The sequence below is a fragment of the Streptococcus suis YS161 genome (assembly GCF_002760245.1).
GTDB lineage: Bacteria > Bacillota > Bacilli > Lactobacillales > Streptococcaceae > Streptococcus > Streptococcus suis_I.
Map to the genome: position 1 here is coordinate 1 of NZ_ASCA01000040.1, position 21,255 is coordinate 21,255.

Genomic DNA, 21,255 nt, shown 5'->3' on the forward strand with positions numbered 1-21,255 from the left:
TTTAGTGCACCCTTTTGTCTAGAAAATCATCTAAAAATTAATCAACTTTCTATTGACTTTTTACCACTAGACTAAATAGGCTAATACTGCTCCATCATTGCAATGACCAATAATAGAATCTGCCTTGGCCTTCACGTCCTCTCTTGCATTTTCTGTCGCAAGAGCCAGACCTGCAAAGTCAAACATATCTAAATCATTTTGATTATCACCAAATGCCACTACATCCTGACGGGCAATTCCAAAATGAGCACAGAGATGGCTCAATCCAACTGATTTATTTGAACCACTTGGAATTATATCAATATTGTCAAAACCAGTTGTCATGGCCGTTACACCTTCAAATGTATCATTTAACCATCGTCTGGCATCGTCCATTTCCTCAGGAGAAAATTTGGCATTGATTTTTATAATCTCTTCTCGAACTTCTTCAAATGTGTCTACCAATCGAAAATGCGCGTAATAATTCGTCATCGCTTCTAAAAACTGAGGCTCAGCATTTTTTAATAAATAAAAGTTTTCGAGGCCAGACAGCACCATGGAACGACTGCTACCAAAGGGACCTGCATCAATACCCGCGATAATCGGCAGATAAATTTCAGGACTAATTGGATCATCCATAAAGATAGTCTGCCCCTGATATTCAACGATTGATCCATTTTCTGCCACAAAACCGATCTCATCTACAAAATCTTCAAAAACAAGTTTCAGGCTTTGCATAGATCTCCCACTTGCTGCCACAAATAAATAACCTTTTTCCTTAAACTGATTCAGTATACGACGAAACCGTTCCTTATCAAAACTATGGTCTTCTCGTAAAAAGGTACCATCCATATCACTGGCGTAAATTTTGTTAATCATAATTTCTCCACATCTTTCAGCTTAACGGAAACAATCTTGGACACGCCAGATTCCTGCATGGTCACCCCATACATGGCATCCGCTGCCGCCATGGTCCCTTTACGGTGGGTTACGACGATAAACTGACTCTCCTTATCAAAACGGTTGAGGTAGTCACCAAAACGTTTGACATTGGCCTCATCCAAGGCTGCCTCCACCTCATCGAGAATTACAAAAGGAATGGTCTTAACACGGATAATGGAAAATAGCAGAGCGAGGGCCGAAAGGGCTTTTTCGCCACCTGACATAAGATTGAGAGATTGAATTTTCTTACCCGGAGGTTGAACAGAAATCTCCACACCCGCAGTCAATAGATCACCTTCTGTTAAAATCAAATCCGCTGAACCACCGCCAAACATTTGTTTGAATGTCTGCTTAAAGCTTTCGCGAATAGCTTCAAAAGTAACCTTGAAGCGCTCTTTGACCTCATCATCCATCTCGTGGATAGTATCTAGTAGTAAATCACGCGCCGACAAAATATCTGTCCGTTGCTCATTGAGGAAGGTCAGACGGTTATTGACCTCGTCATACTGCTCAATAGCATCCAAATTGACTGGCCCCAAAGCACGAATAGCTCTTTCTAGGTCTTTGAGGCTTTGTTCAGTAACTGCAAGATTCTCAACTTCCTTGGCCTGAGACTGGGCAGCTTCAAAACTCAATTTAAAATGCTCGGTCAAATTACCAAGTAGAGTCCGTAATTTATCGCCCGCTTGCTCACAATCCGCCTCTAACTTAGCCTGCTTACGAATCAAATCATCATTCTTAGTCCGAGCTTGTTGCAATCTTTCTTCCAAGTCTTCAAACTGCCCATCAATATCTTCCAATTCAAACTTTAAGCGAATTAGAATCTGATTGGTCTGGTTTTGCTTATCAGATGCGGCCTGCAATTGTTCTTCAAGAATCTCAATACTAGTATCTTCAAGAGCTTCTAGCTTCTGGTCAATCATATCCTCTAAAAGAGAAATTTCCTTATCTGCAACCACTTTTTCTTCTTGCAAACGTCTCAGATCTGTCTGTTCAAAACGAAGTTGGCTAGTCAGTTCAGCCTGTTCCAAAGTTAGTTTACCCTTCTGAGTCTGTAGTTTCTGCAAGCTTTCTTGAATACTGTCGCGATTATCACGGACTTGATTGATTTGTTGGTCCAAGGCTAGTTTTTTCTCATTCAAGGCTTGGACATTTACTTCTTCCTTAGCAGCAGCCTCTTCTAGCTCAGTCAAAATGGTCGGACTAACCTGACTCATTTGCAGGTCATACTGGGCTGATAGCTGAGCCAGTCTATTTTCTGCCTGTTCCTGATGAATCCTTGCGCTCTGCTGGTTCAATCTAGCTTCTTCCCCCTCCGCCTTAATCGTTTCCAAGGCTTCTCTGGTCTGGTCTAAGCTAGTTTTCTTAGCTGCAACCAAGCTTTCTTGCTCCTGCAACTGGCTAGACAGCTCTGCTATTTCTCCTAAAAGAGCATCTAGTTCTGGTTTGATAAAGGTCGTGCTGTTATTTCGATTGCTACCACCAGCAAAGGCTCCACCAGGACGGATTTCCGCTCCATCCATGGTCACCATACGCACTTGAAACTTGGTTGCCCGCGCTGCCTGATTGGCATGGTCAATGGTATCAAAAATCGCTATAGTGCCTAGCAAATTTTGGAAAATCGCATCTAAATTTGGCTGATAAGTCACCAAATCACTTGCAAGCCCCAAGAATCCTTCTGAAGATTCTAGTAAAGAGACTTGCTGTCCAGAAAGCTGACGCGGCTTGATAGTTGTTAGAGGTAAGAAGGTTGCCCGTCCTTGCCGTTTTTCTTTCAAAAATGCGATAACTCGTTTAGCAGTCGCTTCATCTTCAACGATGACGTTTTGACTAGCACCGCCAAGAGCAATTTCCAAAGCCGTTTGGTAACGAGTATCAAAGGTCAATTGTTCACTGACTGCTCCAATAATTCCTCCTAAGCTTGGCGCCGCCTGTAAGACAGCCTTAACCCCTGCGTAGAAATTGGAATGATTTTTTAAAATAGCTTCTAAACTAGACTGGCGAGCCTGCTTGCCTTTCAACTGATCCAGCAAATCAAACAAGCGACCTTGCTCAGCCTGATAAGCAGTCTGGACTTGATCCAATTCTGTTTTTTTGGTCTGATAGCTCTCAAGTAACTGGCGTAAAACGTGATCAGCTTCTTCTAAACTTTTCCGACTCTTATCAAGTACTTCTTGAGCTGTTTGTTTTTCCGTCTGCAAGCGTGCCAAGTCTTCAGATTTACTCTCAGAAAGACTGATTTGATTGGCAATATCCTGCTGAATCTTGGTCAGACGGTTTGAAGCTTCTGCCTCTTCCTGCATCAGAGCAACATACTGTTCACGCAGATGATCTAAAACTTGATCAGGATCTTCTGAAAAGTAGGAAATTTCTTTGTCTACCGTAGCAATATCGTCTTTCAAGCTAGATAAGGAACTATCTAATTGCGTAAGCATTTCTTGCTTTTGCTCAATCTGTTCTGCCAACTGCTCTCGTCTAGTCAACAAGTTTTCCAAACGCGCCTGCGCTTCTTGACGACTTGATTCGTTTTGACTAGATTCCAGTTTATGGACCTCAATTTTTCGCTCCAAATCACTGATTAACTTGGTCAAATCCAACAGAACTGCCTGTTCACGCTCCAATTGTTCTGAAAGGCGGTGGCGCTTCTCTTTCAAGTTCTGATTTTCTTGCTCCAGCTCAGAACGCTGTTTGTAGTAGCTAGTCAATTCCGTTTTGACAGACTCTAGTTCGGCTTCTTTTTCCGATAACTTTTCCTTACCAAGCGACAACTGAGCCACCAAAACATCTAAGTATAATTCCTTACGTTGACCATCCAATTCTAGAAATTTCTTAGCAGTTTGTGCCTGTTTCTCCAATGGTTTGACCTGATTATCCAATTCGTAGATAATATCATCCAAGCGGTCCAAGTTGCCCTGGGCCTGTGCCAACTTACTTTCTGTTTCTTTTTTACGCGTCTTGTATTTTAAAACTCCTGCCGCCTCTTCAAAAATAGCACGGCGTTCCTCTGGCTTGGAATTAAAAATAGCCTCAACTCGGCCTTGGGAAATGATAGAAAAAGAATCTCTACCAAGTCCAGTATCCATGAAAAGATCATGAATATCCCGCAATCGAACCTTCTGACCATCTATCAAGTATTCGCTATCACCAGACCGATAAATATGGCGTTCTACCTTGATTTCTTTCTGTTTATTGGCGATAAAACCTGTGCTATTATCCAAGGTCACGACAACCGAGGCATAGTTAAGAGCCTTGCGGCTTTCTGTTCCCGAAAAGATGACGTCTGGCATCTTGCCTCCGCGTAGGCTTTTGGCAGATGACTCTCCCAAGGCCCAACGCAGACTTTCTGTAATATTGGACTTGCCCGAACCATTCGGTCCCACAACAGCAGTCACTCCACGATCAAAGACTACCTTAGTCTTATCCGCAAAGGACTTAAAGCCCTGCATTTCAATTGATTTTAGATACATACCTATCCTCTGGCCTCCACAGCATTTTTGGCGGCGGCTTGTTCAGCTAATTTCTTAGAGCGACCACGACCACGACCAATCACACGCTGATCAGCAGATACCTCCACTTCAAAGGTCTTATCATGGGCAGGTCCAGACTCAGCTATTACTTGATACGAAATAGCAATCTCACCATTGACCTGCAAAATTTCCTGCAAAGCAGTCTTATAGTCGGTCACACGCTCAAAATTCCCTTTTTCTAAACGAGGAATCATGACCTTATGGATAAATTCCTCCACGGTCTTTTCCCCTTTGTCCAATAGCAGAGCTCCTAAGAACGCCTCGAAAGCATCTCCTAAAATAGTATCGCGATTTCGCCCTCCAGACTTCTCTTCCCCCTTACCAAGACGAAGAAACCGATCAAAACCACAAGCACGTGAAAAACCAGCCAAAGACTCCTCACGTACAAAGGTCGAACGCAACTTGGACATCTCACCTTCGGGGCTATCAGGATATTTTTGATAGAGATATTTGGAAATCATCAACTGGAGAACAGCGTCTCCTAAAAATTCCAAGCGCTCATTATGTGAAATTTTTAGAAGGCGATGCTCATTGGCATAAGAAGTATGGGTAAAAGCCGTTTCTAATAAATTCAAATCCGAAAAATCAATCCCAAAATCAGCCAATAATTTTGCATGTAAATCTTTCATCTATATGCTCCTTTCTAACTTAAACGAAATAGATGGTTTACATTTACTCCGTCCTAACATTATACCATATTTTCCACTGGACTTCTCTTGTCAACTAAGTTTCAGCCGGCACCTCTCCACATCTTTTTGCAAACATTTACATATTCATCAGATTTCGATAAAATGGAAGAAAAAAAAGAAAAACGTTAGCATGCAAAATAAGACAAAACCACTCAATACATCACTACTCTCCCTCATCCAGTTCATCGGAGCCATTCTCGTTATCGCCCTTCACTGCCGCAGACTATTTGAAGCAGACCAGCTCCACTTCATCCAAAAATCCATCTTTAGCCGCATGGTCGTTCCCTACTTCATGGTCACAGCCAGCTTCTTCCTCAGACGCAACTACCCCAGCCTCTCCAAACTATACCTCATCCGCTACAGCAAACAATACTTGACCTGGTCCGCCCTCTACCTGCCCTTCTACCTCTTCTACCTAACACTCCAAGAAATCCCCCTCCCCTACTATCCCCTCGCACTCCTAGTCGGCCTGACCTACACCGGCACCAGCTACCAACTCTGGTACATGCCCGCCTTCTTGCTAGGACTTGGCCTCGTCCATTTTTCCTTGGAGAAATGGGGCTGGCGCATCACAGCTTGTCTAGCCTGCCTTCTCTATCTCCTAGGCTCAGTCGAAACCTACTCCTCCTACCTGGCAGAATCGATTTTCCTGACCGCATTTGACAGCTACAAAACTTTCTTTTTCACCAGCCGCAACGGCCTCTTCTACGCACCGATTTTTGTCCTGACAGGCTTTTATCTAGCCGACAAACTCAATCAACCCATTTTCCAACACCGACAAAAAACCAAACTACTTGTCTGCATAGCCCTTTTAGCTTTTGAAGCCACTATCATCTATCTCAATCAGGGCTACGACAAGAACTTTCTATTTAGCCTGATTCCATTCACAGCCTATCTAGTCGCCTGGACCCTAACCACAGACCTCTTCCGTCAGAAAAAATTCCAATTTCTCAAAGGATACGCCAGCTATTATTATTTTATCCATGTTATCCCAGTGGAAATCAGCTTTTTCTTCCTAGAAACTAGTTCCCTGACCAAAATACAGCAAGGTTGGCTGGTTTTCTTTATCACCATCATCACTTGCCAACTGCTCAGCTGGTTAATCATTAATACTCAAAGAAAATCAAAAACAGACTAGCTCCAACAGTCTGGGAATAGACTGTTGGAGGTCGGAAATTAGACGAACTTGGTTCGTGACCGTAAGATGCAGATAGAACACTGTTCCTTATTATATTTCAAGGGAACAGGCTGAAAAGATCCACTGGACCTTTTCACTCATCAAATCAAGTCAACAACGTCTGATTTTGATTTTCGAAGAGTATAAGCACAAAAGAACCTTGTAAGACTTAACTTACAAGGCTTTTTTACAAATCAAAATCCTCTTTCAACTTATCAATCACCTGTTGGAGCAGGTCGCGATTGACACTGTATTTAGCGTCCTTGACTTTTGTGTTAAAGAGAAGCAGGTCGCCATTAATCAGCTTTTGGGTGTGGAAGGATACGGCTGCTCCTGTAATAGCTAGTCGCTCTGCGATGTCCTTGCTCTTGGCATGAGGCTTGGTCAGCTCCACCAAGACCTGATAGCGCGTGCTGTCGCTGATGACTTTAAGAGCCGTTGTCAAATCATCCAGATCCAGCTCGTCATTTGACAGCATAATCTGATCAATTCGACAGGAAGCTAAAAGAGCGACTTTCATATAGTCAAATTGTTCATTGCCATAATAAGCAAACCAATAATTCCACGGACTGAGAACGAAGAATTGAGCATTTTCAACACTCAAAGCATCCAAGCTAGTCATGGACAACCGCTTGGACTCTTGATAGAGTTTTTCAATGTCAAATTCCTGAGCAAATTTTTCACGCTCCGCCCTTGCCAGCTCAAAATAGGGCTGATAGATTGGAAGCATCTTATCCAAGAGATGGACAGACCGCTGAACTGTTTCCAAAGGATTGCGAATAGCCAGTGACCAGTACCACTTATCTGCCGGCTTTTTATCCGTTTTTTCCAAAAGTTCCATGAGGCTAAGGGTCTTCTCACGATGTCCGTCATTTTCAGACGCCAACATGGTTCGCATGGCATCTTCTACTTCTGCTTGAGACAGCTTTAAAATCAATTGACAAGCTTCCTCAACTGTCTTTGGATCCTGCCCATCATTCAAGAGATAAAAATAAAGACTATGCAAAATATTGAAGATATGTCCCCAGACAAAGACCTCATTAACCTCCTGACGAAAATCTGCCAACTTTTCTTCCATCTCATCACGAATGTCCAAGGCATCTTTGAGAATGTCTTTTTCTTTCTGTGAAAAATCCGCCTCAATCGGTTCCTCACGTTCCGTAACAATTAAAGGAATAAAGAATTTTTCGACAATTTCGCTTCTATAATCTCGGTAATCTAATTTCATAGTTTTCTTTCTAAGTATTCACTAATGACTTTGCAGGCTTGATCCCTGTAAGAATAGTATAGCTTACTAGTCCCACAGAAAGCAAGAGGAAGATGAGGGAAATACTTGTAACAGATAAGATTGTTACCATAAGGGTGACCAAGGCTTGACCAGCAAGCATCCCAATATTGAATATAGTCCCCATTCCTGCATTGATAGTCGCCAATTTATCTTCGGGTAGTTCATTCATTATCAGGGCATACAATTTTGGATTGATAATGCCAGTCGTCATGGTAGTGACTAAGATAGTCGCCATCACAATATAAATATTATGAAAATAAAAACCAACAAACAGGATGACCGACAAAACTGTACAACACTTGAGCAGATTGGACAAGCTGATATGTTTGAAGAAAGCCATACCTAGACTAGAGCCAAGGATATAACCAACAGAAAATAGATTGAATACCAAGGCAAGAGTTATGCCAGAATTGACAATCACGAAGTCTGAAAATTCCTTCATAGACAGGATAACCAAGGGAGATATGGCAGAAAAAACTGTATTTATGCCCGCAATGGTCAGAATAGAAGCCTTTAGTACAGGAATCTTTTGAATGGCTTGATAAGATTCTTTAAGGCTCTGACCAATTCCCTTGATAAGTCCTGCTTCTGTTTCGGTTTGTTCAACCTCTTGGATAGGATTTTCTTTCAACAACTTGGCAAAAGCTGGACGCAAACCTGCCATAATCGCAAGGCTGACCAAGAAGGTCCCAGCATTGAAAAAGGCAAGATTCTGGTAAGACATGAAGCCGATGAGAATAGCACCGCTAGATCGAAAGACAATCATCAAGATGCCGCCAACAGCATTCTTAAAGGCCATGGCTGTTTCACGGTCTTCTGCCTCCAATACTCGCAGGCTAAGTGGCATATAAAGCCCGTTTTCATACTGACCAGCCAAGTCAGACAGGAAATTCACCACACAGACGACTGCTACAATCCAGAGAGCTGGTGTAAATCCCATCAGTAAGCCAACAAGGGCATACAGACCGACACGTACGACCAAGGTAGCCAGAATGGTATCCAGTTTGTTTTTTGTCCGATCAGCCCAGATTCCCATAAAAAGGCCCGACAAGATCGGCAGAGTTTCAGAAACCGTAATCATGGCCAAGGCAAACTTGGTATCTGGTAAAAACAAGACATAGTTCATCAAAGCTAGATAATAGAGCGTATCGCCAAAGTTGGAAATCACATCTGCTAGGTAGCTTGATAAGAACAATTTATTGTTGAGTATCTTTTTCAAAGTAATTCTCCTTCTAATAGTCAGGATTTTCTTTCTAAGCACTAGCTACAATCTTTTCAGTATTTTTTCCTGTAAAAATGCTATAACTCAAGAGTCCCACAGAAAGCAAGAGGAAGATGAGAGAAATACTTGTCGCAGAAAGCACCGTCACCATAATGGCAACTAGAGCTTGACCTGCTACCATACCAATCTGGCAGAAAGCATCAATCCCTCCACCGACTGTCGCTAATTTATCCTCCGGCAATTCATTCATAACCAGAGCACTCATTTTCGGGTTGAAAATTCCCAGTGTCACTGCCGTTACAAAGATAACTGCCAATACTACATAGATGTTGTGAAGAAAGAAACCTGAGAAAAGTAAAACAGGCATAAGAGTAGAAAACTTGAGGAGGTTGACCAAGCTAACATTTTTGAAAAGAGCCATACCGATACTTGACCCCAAGATACTACCAACTGAGAAGAGAATGGAAATCAGAGCCACCGTTGTCCCCGCATTGACAATCACAAAGTCTGAAAACTCCTTCATATTAAGAATTGCTAATGGTGAGAGGGCAGTAAAAATCGCATTCAAGCTTGCAATAGTAATAATTGACGCTTTGAGAACTGGAATATTCTGCACGGCTTGGTAGGAATCTTTGATACTCTGACCAATTCCCTTGATAAGTCCTGCTTCTGTTTCGGTTTGTTCAACTTCTTGGATAGGACTCTCTTTCAACAACTTGGCAAAAGCTGGACGCAAACCTGCCATAATCGCAAGGCTGACCAAGAAGGTCCCAGCGTTGAAGAAGGCTAGGTTTTGATAAGACATAAATCCGATCAGGATGGCACCACTGGCTTGAAAGGCGATCTGCAAGAGATTTTTAACAGTCATTTTAAAAGCCATAGCTGTTTCACGGTCTTCAGCAGCCACAACCCGCAAGCTGACTGGCATATAGAGACCGTTTTCGTATTGACCAGCAAGGTCAGACAGGAAGTTGATGACGCAGACCACTGCCACAACCCACAGGGCTGGGGTAAATCCCATCAAGAAGCCAACAAAGGCATAGAGACCGACACGAACCACCAGAGTTGCAAGAATGGTATCCAATTTGTTTTTGGTCTTGTCTGCCCAAATCCCGATAAAGAGACCAGCCAAAATCGGCAAGGTTTCAGATGCGGTAATCATAGCCAAGGCAAACTTGGTATCTGGCAAGAGTAAAACATAGTTCATCAAAGCCAGATAGTAAAGCGTATCTCCAAAGTTAGAAATCAAGTCCGCTACAAAGCTGGACAGGAACAATTTATTGTTGACTAATTTTTTCATAAGAAACTCCTTTTAATTTAAATTAAACATTTGTTTAATATTATTTTACACTTTATTTTAATAAAGTCAATACTTAATTTTATAAAAATTAAATATTTTTTAAACATTCGTTTAATTTTTCTTCTATCTGACTTTTTCTTGACAAGATTAGCACAGTTTGTTATAGTATTGTTCGGGCACCTCTTTTGAGAGGTCGGAGAAAAGGCTCCCTAGTTTTAGGGAGCTATTTTTTGTTTTCCCAGAGATTAATACATATTTGGAGGACATATTTATAATGAAAAAAATCGCATTTGATTCAACTAAATACTTGAATTTGCAACGTGATCACATTTTAGAGCGCATTGCCCAATTTGATGGCAAGCTTTATATGGAATTTGGTGGAAAAATGCTGGAAGATTTCCACGCAGCCCGTGTTTTACCTGGCTATGAACCAGATAACAAAATCAAACTCCTCCAAGAATTAAAAGACCAAGTAGAAATTGTCATCGCCATCAATGCCAGCAACATCGAGCATTCTAAGGCACGCGGCGACCTAGGTATTTCTTACGACCAAGAAGTCTTCCGCTTGATTGATACATTTAATGATATTGATATTTATGTTGGTTCTGTGGTCATTACCCAGTACCGCAACCAACCAGCCGCAGACGCCTTCCGCAAACAGTTGGAAAAACATGGTATCAAGTCCTATCTCCACTACCCAATCAAGGGTTATCCTTCTGATATCGACCACATCATTTCACCAGAAGGCATGGGCAAAAATGACTACATTGAAACTAGTCGCAATCTCGTAGTTGTCACCGCACCTGGACCTGGTTCAGGTAAATTGGCGACCTGTATCTCCCAACTTTACCACGACCAACTGCATGGCGTAACATCAGGCTATGCTAAGTTTGAAACCTTCCCAGTGTGGAACTTACCACTCCACCATCCCGTTAACTTGGCCTATGAAGCAGCGACTGCTGACCTGGACGACCTCAACATGATCGACCCCTTCCACCTGCAAACTTACGGCAAAACTGCGGTCAACTACAACCGTGACATCGAGGTCTTCCCTGTCCTCAACCGTACCTTTGAACGTATTTTGAACAAATCACCATACGCCTCACCGACAGACATGGGCGTTAACATGGTGGGCTATTCCATCGTGGACGAAGAGGCTGCAATCGAAGCATCCAAGCAAGAAATCATCCGCCGCTACTACCAGACCTTGGTTGATTTCAAGGCAGAGCGGGTGAGCGAGCAAGCAGTTAAAAAGATTGAACTCCTCATGAATGAAGTCGGTGTGACACCAGCAGATCGTAAGGTTGTTATCGCTGCGCGCGAAAAAGCAGAGCTGACAACTAGCCCTGCCCTTGCTATTCAGTTGCCAACTGGAGAGATTGTAACAGGTAAGACATCTGACCTCCTCAAACCAACTGCAACTGTCCTTCTCAATGCCATCAAGCAAATTGCTAACATCGATGATGAAACACTTCTCATCGAACCAAACTACATCCGCCCAATTCAAGAATTGAAGGCAGATTATCTGGATAAGACCAATACACGACTCGATGCAAGTGAAATTCTTAACGCCCTTGCCATCACTGCACAAGATAGCCCTCTTGCTGCACGTGCCATGAAAGAATTAGGCAAATTAAATGGTAGCGAAGCTCACTCAACCGTTATCCTATCCGATGAAGACAAGAGCGTCCTTCGTAAATTAGGCATCAATCTTACCTTTGACCCTATCTACCAACACAATAAGTTTTATCAAGCTAAATAACCAAATCCTGTTCTAATCTCATTTTGAGGTTAGAACTTTTTTTCGTGAATGAATGGTTGCCTGTATATAAGAAAAAGAGGCTGGGACAAAAGTCCTGGCCTCCTTAGTTTTTTCAATAGTTAAACTTGACGCAGTGGTTGAGTGGGCTCTAATTAGGGAGTGGGAAAGAACTCGACCAGTTTAAAAAGAGTTCGTCAACAATTTTTCGTTTTAAGTTGTTGAGCTGAAACAGTCTATCCCCAGACTGTTTCACTCCCACCCCCACACAGCTCAAACTGTCTAGGAGACAGTTTGAGGTTGGAGATGAAGCGAACTCTGTTCGCATCAGTCGTATAGGTCAGATTTGGAGTGTGAAACACGAACAAATCTGCCAATCAACCACTGCGCTGAGATGTTGACACAAACTCTGAGAAGCGAGGCTGGACTTTCTGCCCAGCCTCTTTACAGCCCTACTCAACTGTGCGGGGGTAGGCTAACGACTCATCGAACCCTGCGGGTTACCGATTTTTGTCCCACTCCCTTATTATTTTATTGAACGTCAAATACCACTGACTTCACTTTAGTCATCGCTTCGATACTGTAACGGATACCTTGTACACCTGCTCCTGAACCCTTGACACCCAAGAACGGGAAGTTATCTGGACCACGTTGCGTCTTAGCATTGATATGAACCGTACCAACTTCTAATTTAGAAGCAAAATCAAAAGCAAATGGATAGTTGCTTGTAAAGATAGAAGATTGAAGACCATACTCAGATTGGTTACACAATTCCAACATTTCATCTAATGATGAAACACGAATAATTGGAAGAACTGGTCCAAATGGCTCTTCCCAGGCAATTTCCATATCTGGTGTAACATGGTCAAGAAGGGTTGGCCAAATCAAGTTTTTCTCACGTTTGTATGGTGTCAATTCCGTTGCACCTTTAGCCTGTGCATCTCTAACCAGACCTTCAATAAATTCTGCTGATTGTTCGTCAATAACTGGCGTAATGTCCTTGTTCTCAAATGGATCACCGACAGTCAATTTCTCAACTTCTGCTTTCAACTTCGCAGCCAATTCATCAGCTACAGAATCCATAACAAGAACACGCTTAATAGCCGTACAACGTTGACCTGAATAGCTGTAGGCACCACTTACAATTTCTTTTGCAGTGTGGTCCAAATCCGCATCTTCCATAACAACTGCTGCATCCTTACCACCCAATTCAAGCATGATTGGACGAATGCCTGCTAATTTACCAACTTTTTGACCAATTGGCGTTGAACCCGTAAAGTTAATAAAGTTTACTTCTGGATGTTCAATGATGTAGTCACCAATTTCTGAACCGCGACCAGTAATGGTATTAAAGACACCCGCTGGGATACCAGCATCTGCAAAAGCTTCCGCCAACAATAGACCTGAAATTGAACCCTGTGTAGGTGGTTTAAACATAACTACGTTGCCACCAATTAAAGCAGGTGCAATTTTTGATGCCGATAAGTTAACAGGGTAGTTATACGGTGCAATCGCCAATACGATACCTACCGGTTCACGACGAACCAAAGAAACCTTTGACTTAGCAGTTGGCTCGTAGGTTCCACCCTCTAATGATGAACCATAAACACGCAAGCCTTCTTCAGCAGCAAAACGAATGAGGTGGGCAGAACGATCCACTTCACCGATGGAAGCCTTGATCCCTTTCGAAACTTCTTTAGCTAAAATTTCACCGATTGCATCTTTGCGTTCTTCCAAAATATTTGCTGCCTTATGCAAATATTGAGCACGTTCAAATGCTGAAAGGGCACGCCAAGCGGGCAATGCCTTTCTAGCAGCTTCCATCGCTTTATCAACTTCTTCTTTTGACATAGCTGGAACTGTACCGAGTTTTTCTTGATTAATCGGTGAGTGAATCGCGATTGATTTTTCTGATCCAACCCAAGAACCGTTAATATAATTATTATACGCCTTCATTTTTTCCTCCTTTGAGTATAATGTGATTATTGTAACATAACAAATCTTATTTTGCAATAATTTTTAGAAAATTTCAAATTTTCTTTCAAATTAATTTCAATCTTCAAAGTATTTTAAGCCGTATATCTCAAAAAATATATAGTACTCAATGCTGGAGCATACAAAAAAGTTTGAAGTAGTTTATCTACTCCAAACTTTAAAAATGAGAGAACGAATTTCGTCCTCTCTAGGTGTTAGCTTTTCGTCTACCCACTACAGTTGACAATGAGCCTAAATTTCTTATTAATCGAAATCAACATACTCTTTTTGAAGTTCAAGAACTTCCTCTGCCGTTGCACATTCTGTCAAGGCACGGTGAGCATATTCTTCCATCTTAGCTGTATCAAGTTTCTTCATAAGGCTACGTGTACGAAGTACAGATGTTGCACTCATAGAGAACTCATCTAAGCCCATACCTACAAGAAGTGGAACAGCTTGTTGATCACCAGCCATCTCACCACACATACCAGCCCATTTACCTTCTGCGTGTGCAGCCTTGATAACATTGTTGATCAAGCGAAGGATTGATGGGTTATATGGTTGGTAGAGGTATGAAACTTGTTCATTCATACGGTCTGCAGCCATTGTGTACTGGATAAGGTCGTTTGTACCGATTGAGAAGAAGTCAACTTCTTTGGCAAATTGGTCTGCAAGCATTGCTGCTGCAGGGATTTCAATCATGATACCAACTTGGATATCATCCGCAACTGCTACACCTTCTGCCAACAAGTTGGCTTTTTCTTCTTCAAGGATTGCTTTTGCTGCACGGAATTCTGTCAACAAGGCAACCATTGGGAACATGATACGAAGTTTACCATGTACTGATGAACGAAGAAGGGCACGCAACTGAGTACGGAACATTTGGTTACCAGTCTCAGAGATAGAGATACGAAGGGCGCGGAAACCTAGGAATGGGTTCATTTCGTGTGGAAGATCGAAGTAAGGAAGTTCCTTATCACCACCAATATCCATTGTACGAACCACAACAGGCTTGCCGTTCATACCTTCAAGAACAGCCTTGTAAGCTTCGTATTGCTCGTCTTCTGTTGGGAAGTCTTGTGAGTCCATATACAAGAACTCTGTACGGTAAAGACCAACAGCTTCTGCACCGTTATCATTTACACCTTCAACGTCTTTTGGTGTACCGATATTTGCTGCCAATTCAAAGTGTTTGCCGTCAGCTGTAACAGTTTGAGCATCTTTCAAAAGAGCCCATTCAGCTTTTTGTTTAGCATAAGCTTCACCAGCTGCTTTAAATTCTGCAATCACTTCTTCAGAGGGGTTAATCACTACATCACCTGTGATACCGTTAACAGCCAATACATCACCGTCTTTAACGATTTCAGTAATATTATTTGTCCCCAAAACAGCAGCAATTTCAAGTGTACGAGCCATGATAGCTGAGTGACTTGTACGACCACCAATGTTCGTTACGAAAGCTTTTACAAACTGTTTGTTTAATTGCGCTGTATCTGAAGGTGTCAAGTCATGTGCGATAACGATTGACTCTTCGTCGATAGTTGCTGGGTTTGGCAAGCGAACACCAAGCAAGTGCGCCAATACACGTTTTGCTACGTCACGAATATCTGCGGCACGCTCTTGCATGTATGGGTTATCTTCCATACCTTCAAAGATAGCGATAAACATATCCGTAACTTCTTTCAAACCAGTCTCAGCGTTTGTTTTCTTCGCACGAATTGTTTCCTTAATCTGACCAATCATTTCTGGGTCAGCAAGAACCATCAAGTGTGCATCAAATACGGCTGCGGCCTCTTCACCTAGGCTAGCTACTGCGTTCTCACGAATAACAGAAAGCTCGTTTTGAGATGCTTCTAGAGCAGCATCCAAACGAGCTTCCTCTGCATTTGTATCTTCAACTGTAACAGTTTCGAAGGACAAATCTGGCTGAACGAGTAGATATGCCTTAGCAACAGCAACACCATCTGATGCTGCAATTCCTTTAAGCATTTCTGTCATATTCTTATGCCAATCCTTCTTTTTCCATTGTTTCAGTGATAGCTGCGATTGCGTCGTCAGCATCAGCACCTTCAGCAGAGATTGTTACGTCAGCGCCTTGACCAACACCAAGACTCATAACACCCATGATAGATTTAAGGTTAACAGACTTTTCTTTGTAGTTCAAAGTGATGTCTGAAGCAAATTTACTAGCTGTTTGCACAAGCAAAGTTGCTGGACGTGCGTGGATACCTGTTTCTGCCACAATGTGGAAGTCTTTTGAAGCCATATTGGGATTCTCCTTTATTTTTACAAAATTGCGAGTTATTTGTGATAACCCTTACAAAGGACATTATACCACTTTTTGAAATCATTTTCAAGATTTTTTTACCTTTCTTTCATGTTTTCGTCATAAAAAGATAGGTTCATTTTACTTTTTCTTCATTAAATAGAATCTATTAGAACTTCTGAAAATTGACTAGTAGATTGATGAGCAACGTCCAAAATTTTAGCAAAATCAAGCGTAACATTTTTATTTATAAAAGCGTCCTCCAAGGCCTGAATAATTAAAACAGCCGCTTCTTTCCAGCCTATATATTCCAACATCATACAAGCCGAAAGCAAGAGGGAACATGGATTAGCCAGATCCTTCCCTGCAATATCAGGAGCAGTTCCATGTGTCGCTTCAAAGATAGCATGACCTGTCTGATAATTAATGTTAGCACCTGGTGAGATGCCTATTCCTCCGACCTGTGCAGCAAGAGCATCTGATGCATAATCTCCATTTAGATTTGTAAGAGCAACCACTTGGAAGTTTTCCGGCGCCAATAAAATCTGCTGCAGAAAATTATCCGCAATAATGTCATTTACTACCAAAGTCCCCTCTGCAAGTTCTGTAGCAAATTCTTCTTTCGCCAATTCATAACCCCACTTGCGGAAACCGCCTTCTGTAAACTTTTGAATATTTCCCTTATGAACTAAGGTCACTATCTTCAGTTGATGTTCTAAGGCATATTCTATTGCAGAGCGAATGAGGCGTTTACTCCCTTCTTCCGAAATCGGTTTGATACCAATACTTGAAGATTCTGGAAAACGAATATTTACCACTCCCATTTCTTCTTGCAGAAAGGAAATGACTTTGGCAACTTCATCTGAACCAGCCTCCCATTCAATACCTGCATAAATATCTTCTGTATTTTCACGAAAAATAGTAATATCTGTCTTTTCAGGCTCTTTCAGCGGACTTGGTACCCCCTTAAAATAGCGAATTGGGCGCACACAGGCATACAAATCTAATTCTTGACGAAGTGCAACATTAAGAGAACGATGACCTTTCCCAATCGGCGTCCCCAAGGGACCTTTGATTGCAACTAAATGCTCATGGATTATTGCCAATGTCTCATTCGGCAAAGAAGTTCCCGTTAATTCATAAGCCTTTTCTCCTGCCAAAACCTCCCTCCACTGAATAGAACGTTGACCTGCATAGGCTTTTTTCACTGCAGCATCAATAACTTTTTGACTGACTGACCAAATATCCCTGCCAATACCATCTCCTTCAATATAAGGAATAACGGGACAATCTGGGACAATTAACCGTCCCTCTCTCATCAGGATTTTTTCTGCCATATTTACCTCTTTCCAATCGGGATGTAAACCAAATTCCTACCACCTAAGTAGGAAGAGCGCGGACGAATCAATTTATTATTTTTCCGTTGTTCCTGGACATGTGCAATCCACCCCGCCATACGGCTCATTGCAAAAATCAATGTAAAAATATCACTATCAATACCTAGTACATGGTAAACTGTCGCCGAATAAAAATCTACGTTTGGAATTAAACCTTTTTTGTTTTTAATAAAGCTCTCTACTTCCTCTGACAATCTATAAAACGCTTCATCGTCTGTTCCGAATGTCAAATCACGCGCCATCTCCTTCAAATACTCTTGACGAGGATCAACCGTTTTATAGACTCGATGGCCAAATCCCATAATTTTTTCCTTCGAATCCAGCTTCTTCTGCAAATATCTCTCGGTATCACCACTCTCGCGAATAGCCAGCAACATGTCAAACACTCGTTCATTTGCACCACCATGCAATGAGCCTTTCAGAGTCCCAATTGCCGTGGTAACACAAGAATATAAATCCGTTAACGTTGATGCCGTGACACGCGCAGCAAAAGTAGACGCATTCAATTCATGATCAGCATGAAGCACCAAAGCTTTGTTAAAAGCTTTGATTTGTAAATCACTCGGCTCCTCACCATTCAGCATATAAAGAAAATTCGCCGCAAAACCCAGATCAGACCGCGGTTCAATTGGAACCAATCCACGTCTCAAACGAGCAAATGTTGCAATAATCGTCGGAACCTTGGCCATAATCTGAATGGATTGTTCATACAAAGCTTCTAACGAATTCTCTTCAGCGTGTACATTATATACTCCAAGGAGAGATACTGTCGAACGCAACACGCTCATAGGATGCAAATGTCGCCGTGATTGAATCAGAATACATTGCTCTACCGCATCTGAAATCGCATATTCTTTTCGCAGGCTTTTCTCAAAATAATTTAATTCAATCTGAGTTGGCAAATGCAGGTTCCACAGAAGATAGATGACTTCCTCAAAAGAAGCGTTATTCTCCATCAATTCAGCAATGTCATACCCTGCATAGGACAAGCGGTCATTTTCAATTGCACTGATTCGCGTATCACAGGCAATCGCATCTTTTAACCCATTCGTTTCTGTCATACCTCTCCTCCTAGTTTCTTTCTTACTACCATAGGTAAAATACCTCCGTGGCGATAATAACGAATATCCGCTTCTGCATCAAACCGCACCAGAGCTTGAAACTCCTTTTTAACATCGTCTGTTTGCGCATGGACTGTTACAATTTGACCAACACCAACATCTTCTGGCAAATCAATTGTATAGCTTTCATGTCCAGTCAAGCCAAGACTTTCTGCCGACTGACCTTCTAAAAATTGTAAAGGAAGAACACCCATCATCACTAAGTTTGAACGGTGAATCCGCTCAAATGACTCAGCAAGAACAGCCTTCACACCAAGTAAACTTGAACCTTTGGCTGCCCAATCACGGCTTGACCCCATCCCATAGTCTTTACCAGCAATAACAATACTACCGACACCAGCTTCCTTATATCTCATGGCTGCATCATAGATTGGAAGAATCTCGTCGCCAACTCTTGTCCAACCACCAATTTTTCCATCTGCCAGCTCATTCTTTATACGAATATTTGCAAAAGTCCCACGCATCATGACTTCATGATTTCCACGACGACTTCCATAAGAATTAAAATCCTTATAAACAATGCCATTCTCTTCGAGATAACGAGCGGCTGGACTCAATCGTGCAATATTCCCTGCCGGGGAAATATGATCTGTCGTTACGGTATCGCCAAATTTAGCCAAAACAGATAAATTTTCCAGTGGTTTTATGGATAAATCTGCCTGCATGTTGTCAAAATAGGGCGGATTTTGAATATAGGTAGAAGAGGAATTCCAATTGTAATTCTTATCCGTTTTTGTTTCAATCGCATTCCAAGCCTGACTATCTGTAAATACCTGTTGGTATTCTTCCTTATAAAGGTCACGAGTCACATAACGCTCAATGTAGTCATCTACCTCCTCACGACTTGGCATAATGTCCGCAAGGTAGACAGCTTGTTGCTTCTCATCATACCCCAGCGGATCCCTTGTTAAATCTACATTCATATTTCCCGCAATAGCATAGGCAACAACAAGCGGAGGGCTCGCTAAGAAATTAGCTTTTACCAATGGATTAATCCGTCCTTCAAAGTTACGATTTCCAGATAATACCGCAGAAACCAATAAATCTTCTTCCTTAATTGCCTCCGCTACTTCAGGACGCAAATCACCTGAGTTACCGATACAAGTTGTACAACCATAACCAACCAAATTGAACCCTAAAGCATCTAGATAGGTCTGCAAACCTGATTTTTTCAAATAGCCAGTCACTACTTTTGAGCCTGGTGCCAATGACGTCTTGACCGTCTTAGAAACTGCCAAACCTTTTTCTACCGCATTTTTTGCTAGTAATCCTGCCGCCAAAAGGACATACGGATTGGAGGTATTTGTACACGAGGTAATCGCCGCAATAGCAACATGACCTGTTTGAATTTGCTCATCTCCTTCAACATACTTAACCGTGGCTGTTTTATCTAACTCTGCTTCCTCCAAACCAAATCCACGCACACCTACTTCACGTATTAAACTAGCCTGAAACTCTGCTTTTGCATCTGTTAATTCTATCAAATCCTGTGGTCTTTTAGGACCAGAAATAGATGGGACTACTGTCGATAAATCCAATTCTAAAACCTTGCTATAAGACGGAAAACGTTCAGCATCATAGAATAAATAATTAGCCTTAGCATAGGCTTCTGTCAACTCTACGTGTTCCTCCGAACGGTTGGTCAATCTCATATAATGTAAAGTTTCTCCATCAATCGGGAAATAGCCACAAGTCGCACCGTATTCTGGAGCCATATTGGAAACAGTTGCTCGATCCGCTAAGGTAAGAGAAGATAAACCTGGTCCAAAGAATTCGACAAACTTCCCAACTACATTTTCCTGACGTAGAAGTTGAGTGACCTTAAGCGCCAAATCCGTTGCAGTGGCAACCTTAGGCAATTGCCCAGCTAGGCGAACACCAATCACCTCAGGAACGGGAAAATAAGATGCTTCACCCAACATTGCAGCTTCCGCCTCAATACCACCTACACCCCAACCAAGTACACCAATACCGTTAATCATGGTCGTATGACTGTCTGTACCAAACATAGAATCTGGATAAAGCAAACCATCGTTGTTGATAATAACATCGCTTAGAAATTCAATGTTTACCTGATGGATAATTCCTGTTGCTGGAGGCACAGCGCGATAATTTTCAAAGGAATTCTCTGCCCATTTCAGAAATTCATAGCGCTCATTATTTCTTTCGAACTCTAAGGCAATATTTTTCTCCATAGCATCTTCAGTCCCAAAAAAATCAACTTGAACAGAGTGGTCGATGACTAAATCCACTGGAATTTCCGGGTTAATCAATTCAGGGTTTCCACCTGCTTTCACCACCGCATCACGCATGGAGGCTAAATCTACCACAACAGGAACACCTGTAAAATCTTGCAAAATAACACGACTAGGTTTAAAAGGGATTTCTCCTTTAGGAGATGCAGCCTGATAATGAAGCAACTCCATTATGTGATTTTTTGTAACATCCACACCATCTTCTTTTCTTAAAAGACTCTCTAATAAAATACGAATAGTATAGGGAAGTGATTGAATATCCACTTTTTCTTCCATTGAAATCGAATCCAATGCATAATATGAATATTCTTTCCCTTTATGAAACAAGCGTTTTCTATGTGATTTTTCCATATTTTATA

Annotated in this window: 14 protein-coding genes; 2 read left to right on the forward strand and 12 right to left on the reverse strand. The window is 41.9% G+C overall.

All coding sequences use genetic code 11. The features are described from left to right. Positions 1 to 66 precede the first annotated feature (66 nt). Genes SST111_RS05495 through rnc form a run of 3 tightly spaced genes read right to left on the reverse strand, consistent with a single transcriptional unit; the run spans position 67 to position 5,077 of the window. Positions 67 to 858 carry a Cof-type HAD-IIB family hydrolase gene (locus SST111_RS05495; RefSeq protein WP_099810295.1) on the reverse strand — a complete coding sequence of 264 codons (792 nt, stop codon included), beginning with the start codon at positions 856 to 858 and terminating at the stop codon, positions 67 to 69. Beyond that, positions 855 to 4,388, reverse strand: coding sequence for a chromosome segregation protein SMC (gene smc, locus SST111_RS05500; protein WP_099810296.1), 3,534 nt, complete (start codon positions 4,386 to 4,388; stop codon positions 855 to 857). Before smc ends, SST111_RS05495 begins: the two co-directional genes overlap by 4 nt. 2 nt (positions 4,389 to 4,390) lie before the next feature. Continuing rightward, the gene (gene rnc, locus SST111_RS05505) at positions 4,391 to 5,077 is read right to left on the reverse strand and encodes a ribonuclease III (protein WP_004299101.1); all 687 of its coding nucleotides are present in this window, start codon (positions 5,075 to 5,077) and stop codon (positions 4,391 to 4,393) included. A 190-nt stretch (positions 5,078 to 5,267) separates the two neighbouring features. Here rnc and SST111_RS05510 point away from each other — a divergent pair, with 190 nt between their 5' ends. Continuing rightward, entirely contained in the window at positions 5,268 to 6,275 is a 1,008-nt protein-coding gene (locus SST111_RS05510) for an acyltransferase family protein (protein WP_099810297.1), read from the forward strand. Positions 6,276 to 6,501: 226 nt separating this feature from the next. On the opposite strand, the gene SST111_RS05515 is transcribed toward SST111_RS05510, so the two are convergent. From SST111_RS05515 to SST111_RS05525, 3 genes are read right to left on the reverse strand one after another with little or no spacing between them, the layout of a single operon-like run. Further along, positions 6,502 to 7,542: an ArsR/SmtB family transcription factor gene (locus SST111_RS05515; protein ID WP_099810298.1), complete on the reverse strand. Its 1,041-nt coding sequence runs from the start codon at positions 7,540 to 7,542 to the stop codon at positions 6,502 to 6,504. A 10-nt stretch (positions 7,543 to 7,552) separates the two neighbouring features. Continuing rightward, positions 7,553 to 8,821 (reverse strand): MFS transporter, encoded by a 1,269-nt coding sequence (locus SST111_RS05520; RefSeq protein ID WP_099810299.1) that lies wholly within the window; start codon positions 8,819 to 8,821, stop codon positions 7,553 to 7,555. A gap of 34 nt (positions 8,822 to 8,855) precedes the next feature. Continuing rightward, positions 8,856 to 10,124, reverse strand: coding sequence for an MFS transporter (locus SST111_RS05525; RefSeq protein WP_099810300.1), 1,269 nt, complete (start codon positions 10,122 to 10,124; stop codon positions 8,856 to 8,858). A gap of 274 nt (positions 10,125 to 10,398) precedes the next feature. On the opposite strand from SST111_RS05525, the gene SST111_RS05530 reads away from it, so the two are divergent. Next, complete coding sequence (locus SST111_RS05530; RefSeq protein WP_099810301.1) at positions 10,399 to 11,886, forward strand: DUF1846 domain-containing protein; 1,488 nt, start codon at positions 10,399 to 10,401, stop codon at positions 11,884 to 11,886. 528 nt (positions 11,887 to 12,414) lie between these two features. On the opposite strand, the gene SST111_RS05545 is transcribed toward SST111_RS05530, so the two are convergent. From SST111_RS05545 to acnA, 6 genes are all read right to left on the reverse strand, one after another. Next, positions 12,415 to 13,839 carry an NADP-dependent glyceraldehyde-3-phosphate dehydrogenase gene (locus SST111_RS05545; RefSeq protein ID WP_044680817.1) on the reverse strand — a complete coding sequence of 475 codons (1,425 nt, stop codon included), beginning with the start codon at positions 13,837 to 13,839 and terminating at the stop codon, positions 12,415 to 12,417. Between the two features lie 282 nt (positions 13,840 to 14,121). Then, positions 14,122 to 15,855 (reverse strand): phosphoenolpyruvate--protein phosphotransferase, encoded by a 1,734-nt coding sequence (gene ptsP / locus SST111_RS05550; RefSeq protein ID WP_044668726.1) that lies wholly within the window; start codon positions 15,853 to 15,855, stop codon positions 14,122 to 14,124. Positions 15,856 to 15,859: 4 nt separating this feature from the next. Next, positions 15,860 to 16,123, reverse strand: a complete 264-nt coding sequence (locus tag SST111_RS05555) for a phosphocarrier protein HPr (protein WP_002936050.1) — start codon at positions 16,121 to 16,123, stop codon at positions 15,860 to 15,862. A 155-nt stretch (positions 16,124 to 16,278) separates the two neighbouring features. Next, complete coding sequence (gene icd, locus SST111_RS05560) at positions 16,279 to 17,460, reverse strand: NADP-dependent isocitrate dehydrogenase (RefSeq protein ID WP_099810303.1); 1,182 nt, start codon at positions 17,458 to 17,460, stop codon at positions 16,279 to 16,281. Positions 17,461 to 17,462: 2 nt separating this feature from the next. After that, positions 17,463 to 18,581: a citrate synthase gene (locus tag SST111_RS05565; protein WP_004299076.1), complete on the reverse strand. Its 1,119-nt coding sequence runs from the start codon at positions 18,579 to 18,581 to the stop codon at positions 17,463 to 17,465. After that, positions 18,578 to 21,247: an aconitate hydratase AcnA gene (gene acnA, locus SST111_RS05570; RefSeq protein ID WP_099810304.1), complete on the reverse strand. Its 2,670-nt coding sequence runs from the start codon at positions 21,245 to 21,247 to the stop codon at positions 18,578 to 18,580. Before acnA ends, SST111_RS05565 begins: the two co-directional genes overlap by 4 nt. Positions 21,248 to 21,255 lie beyond the last annotated feature (8 nt).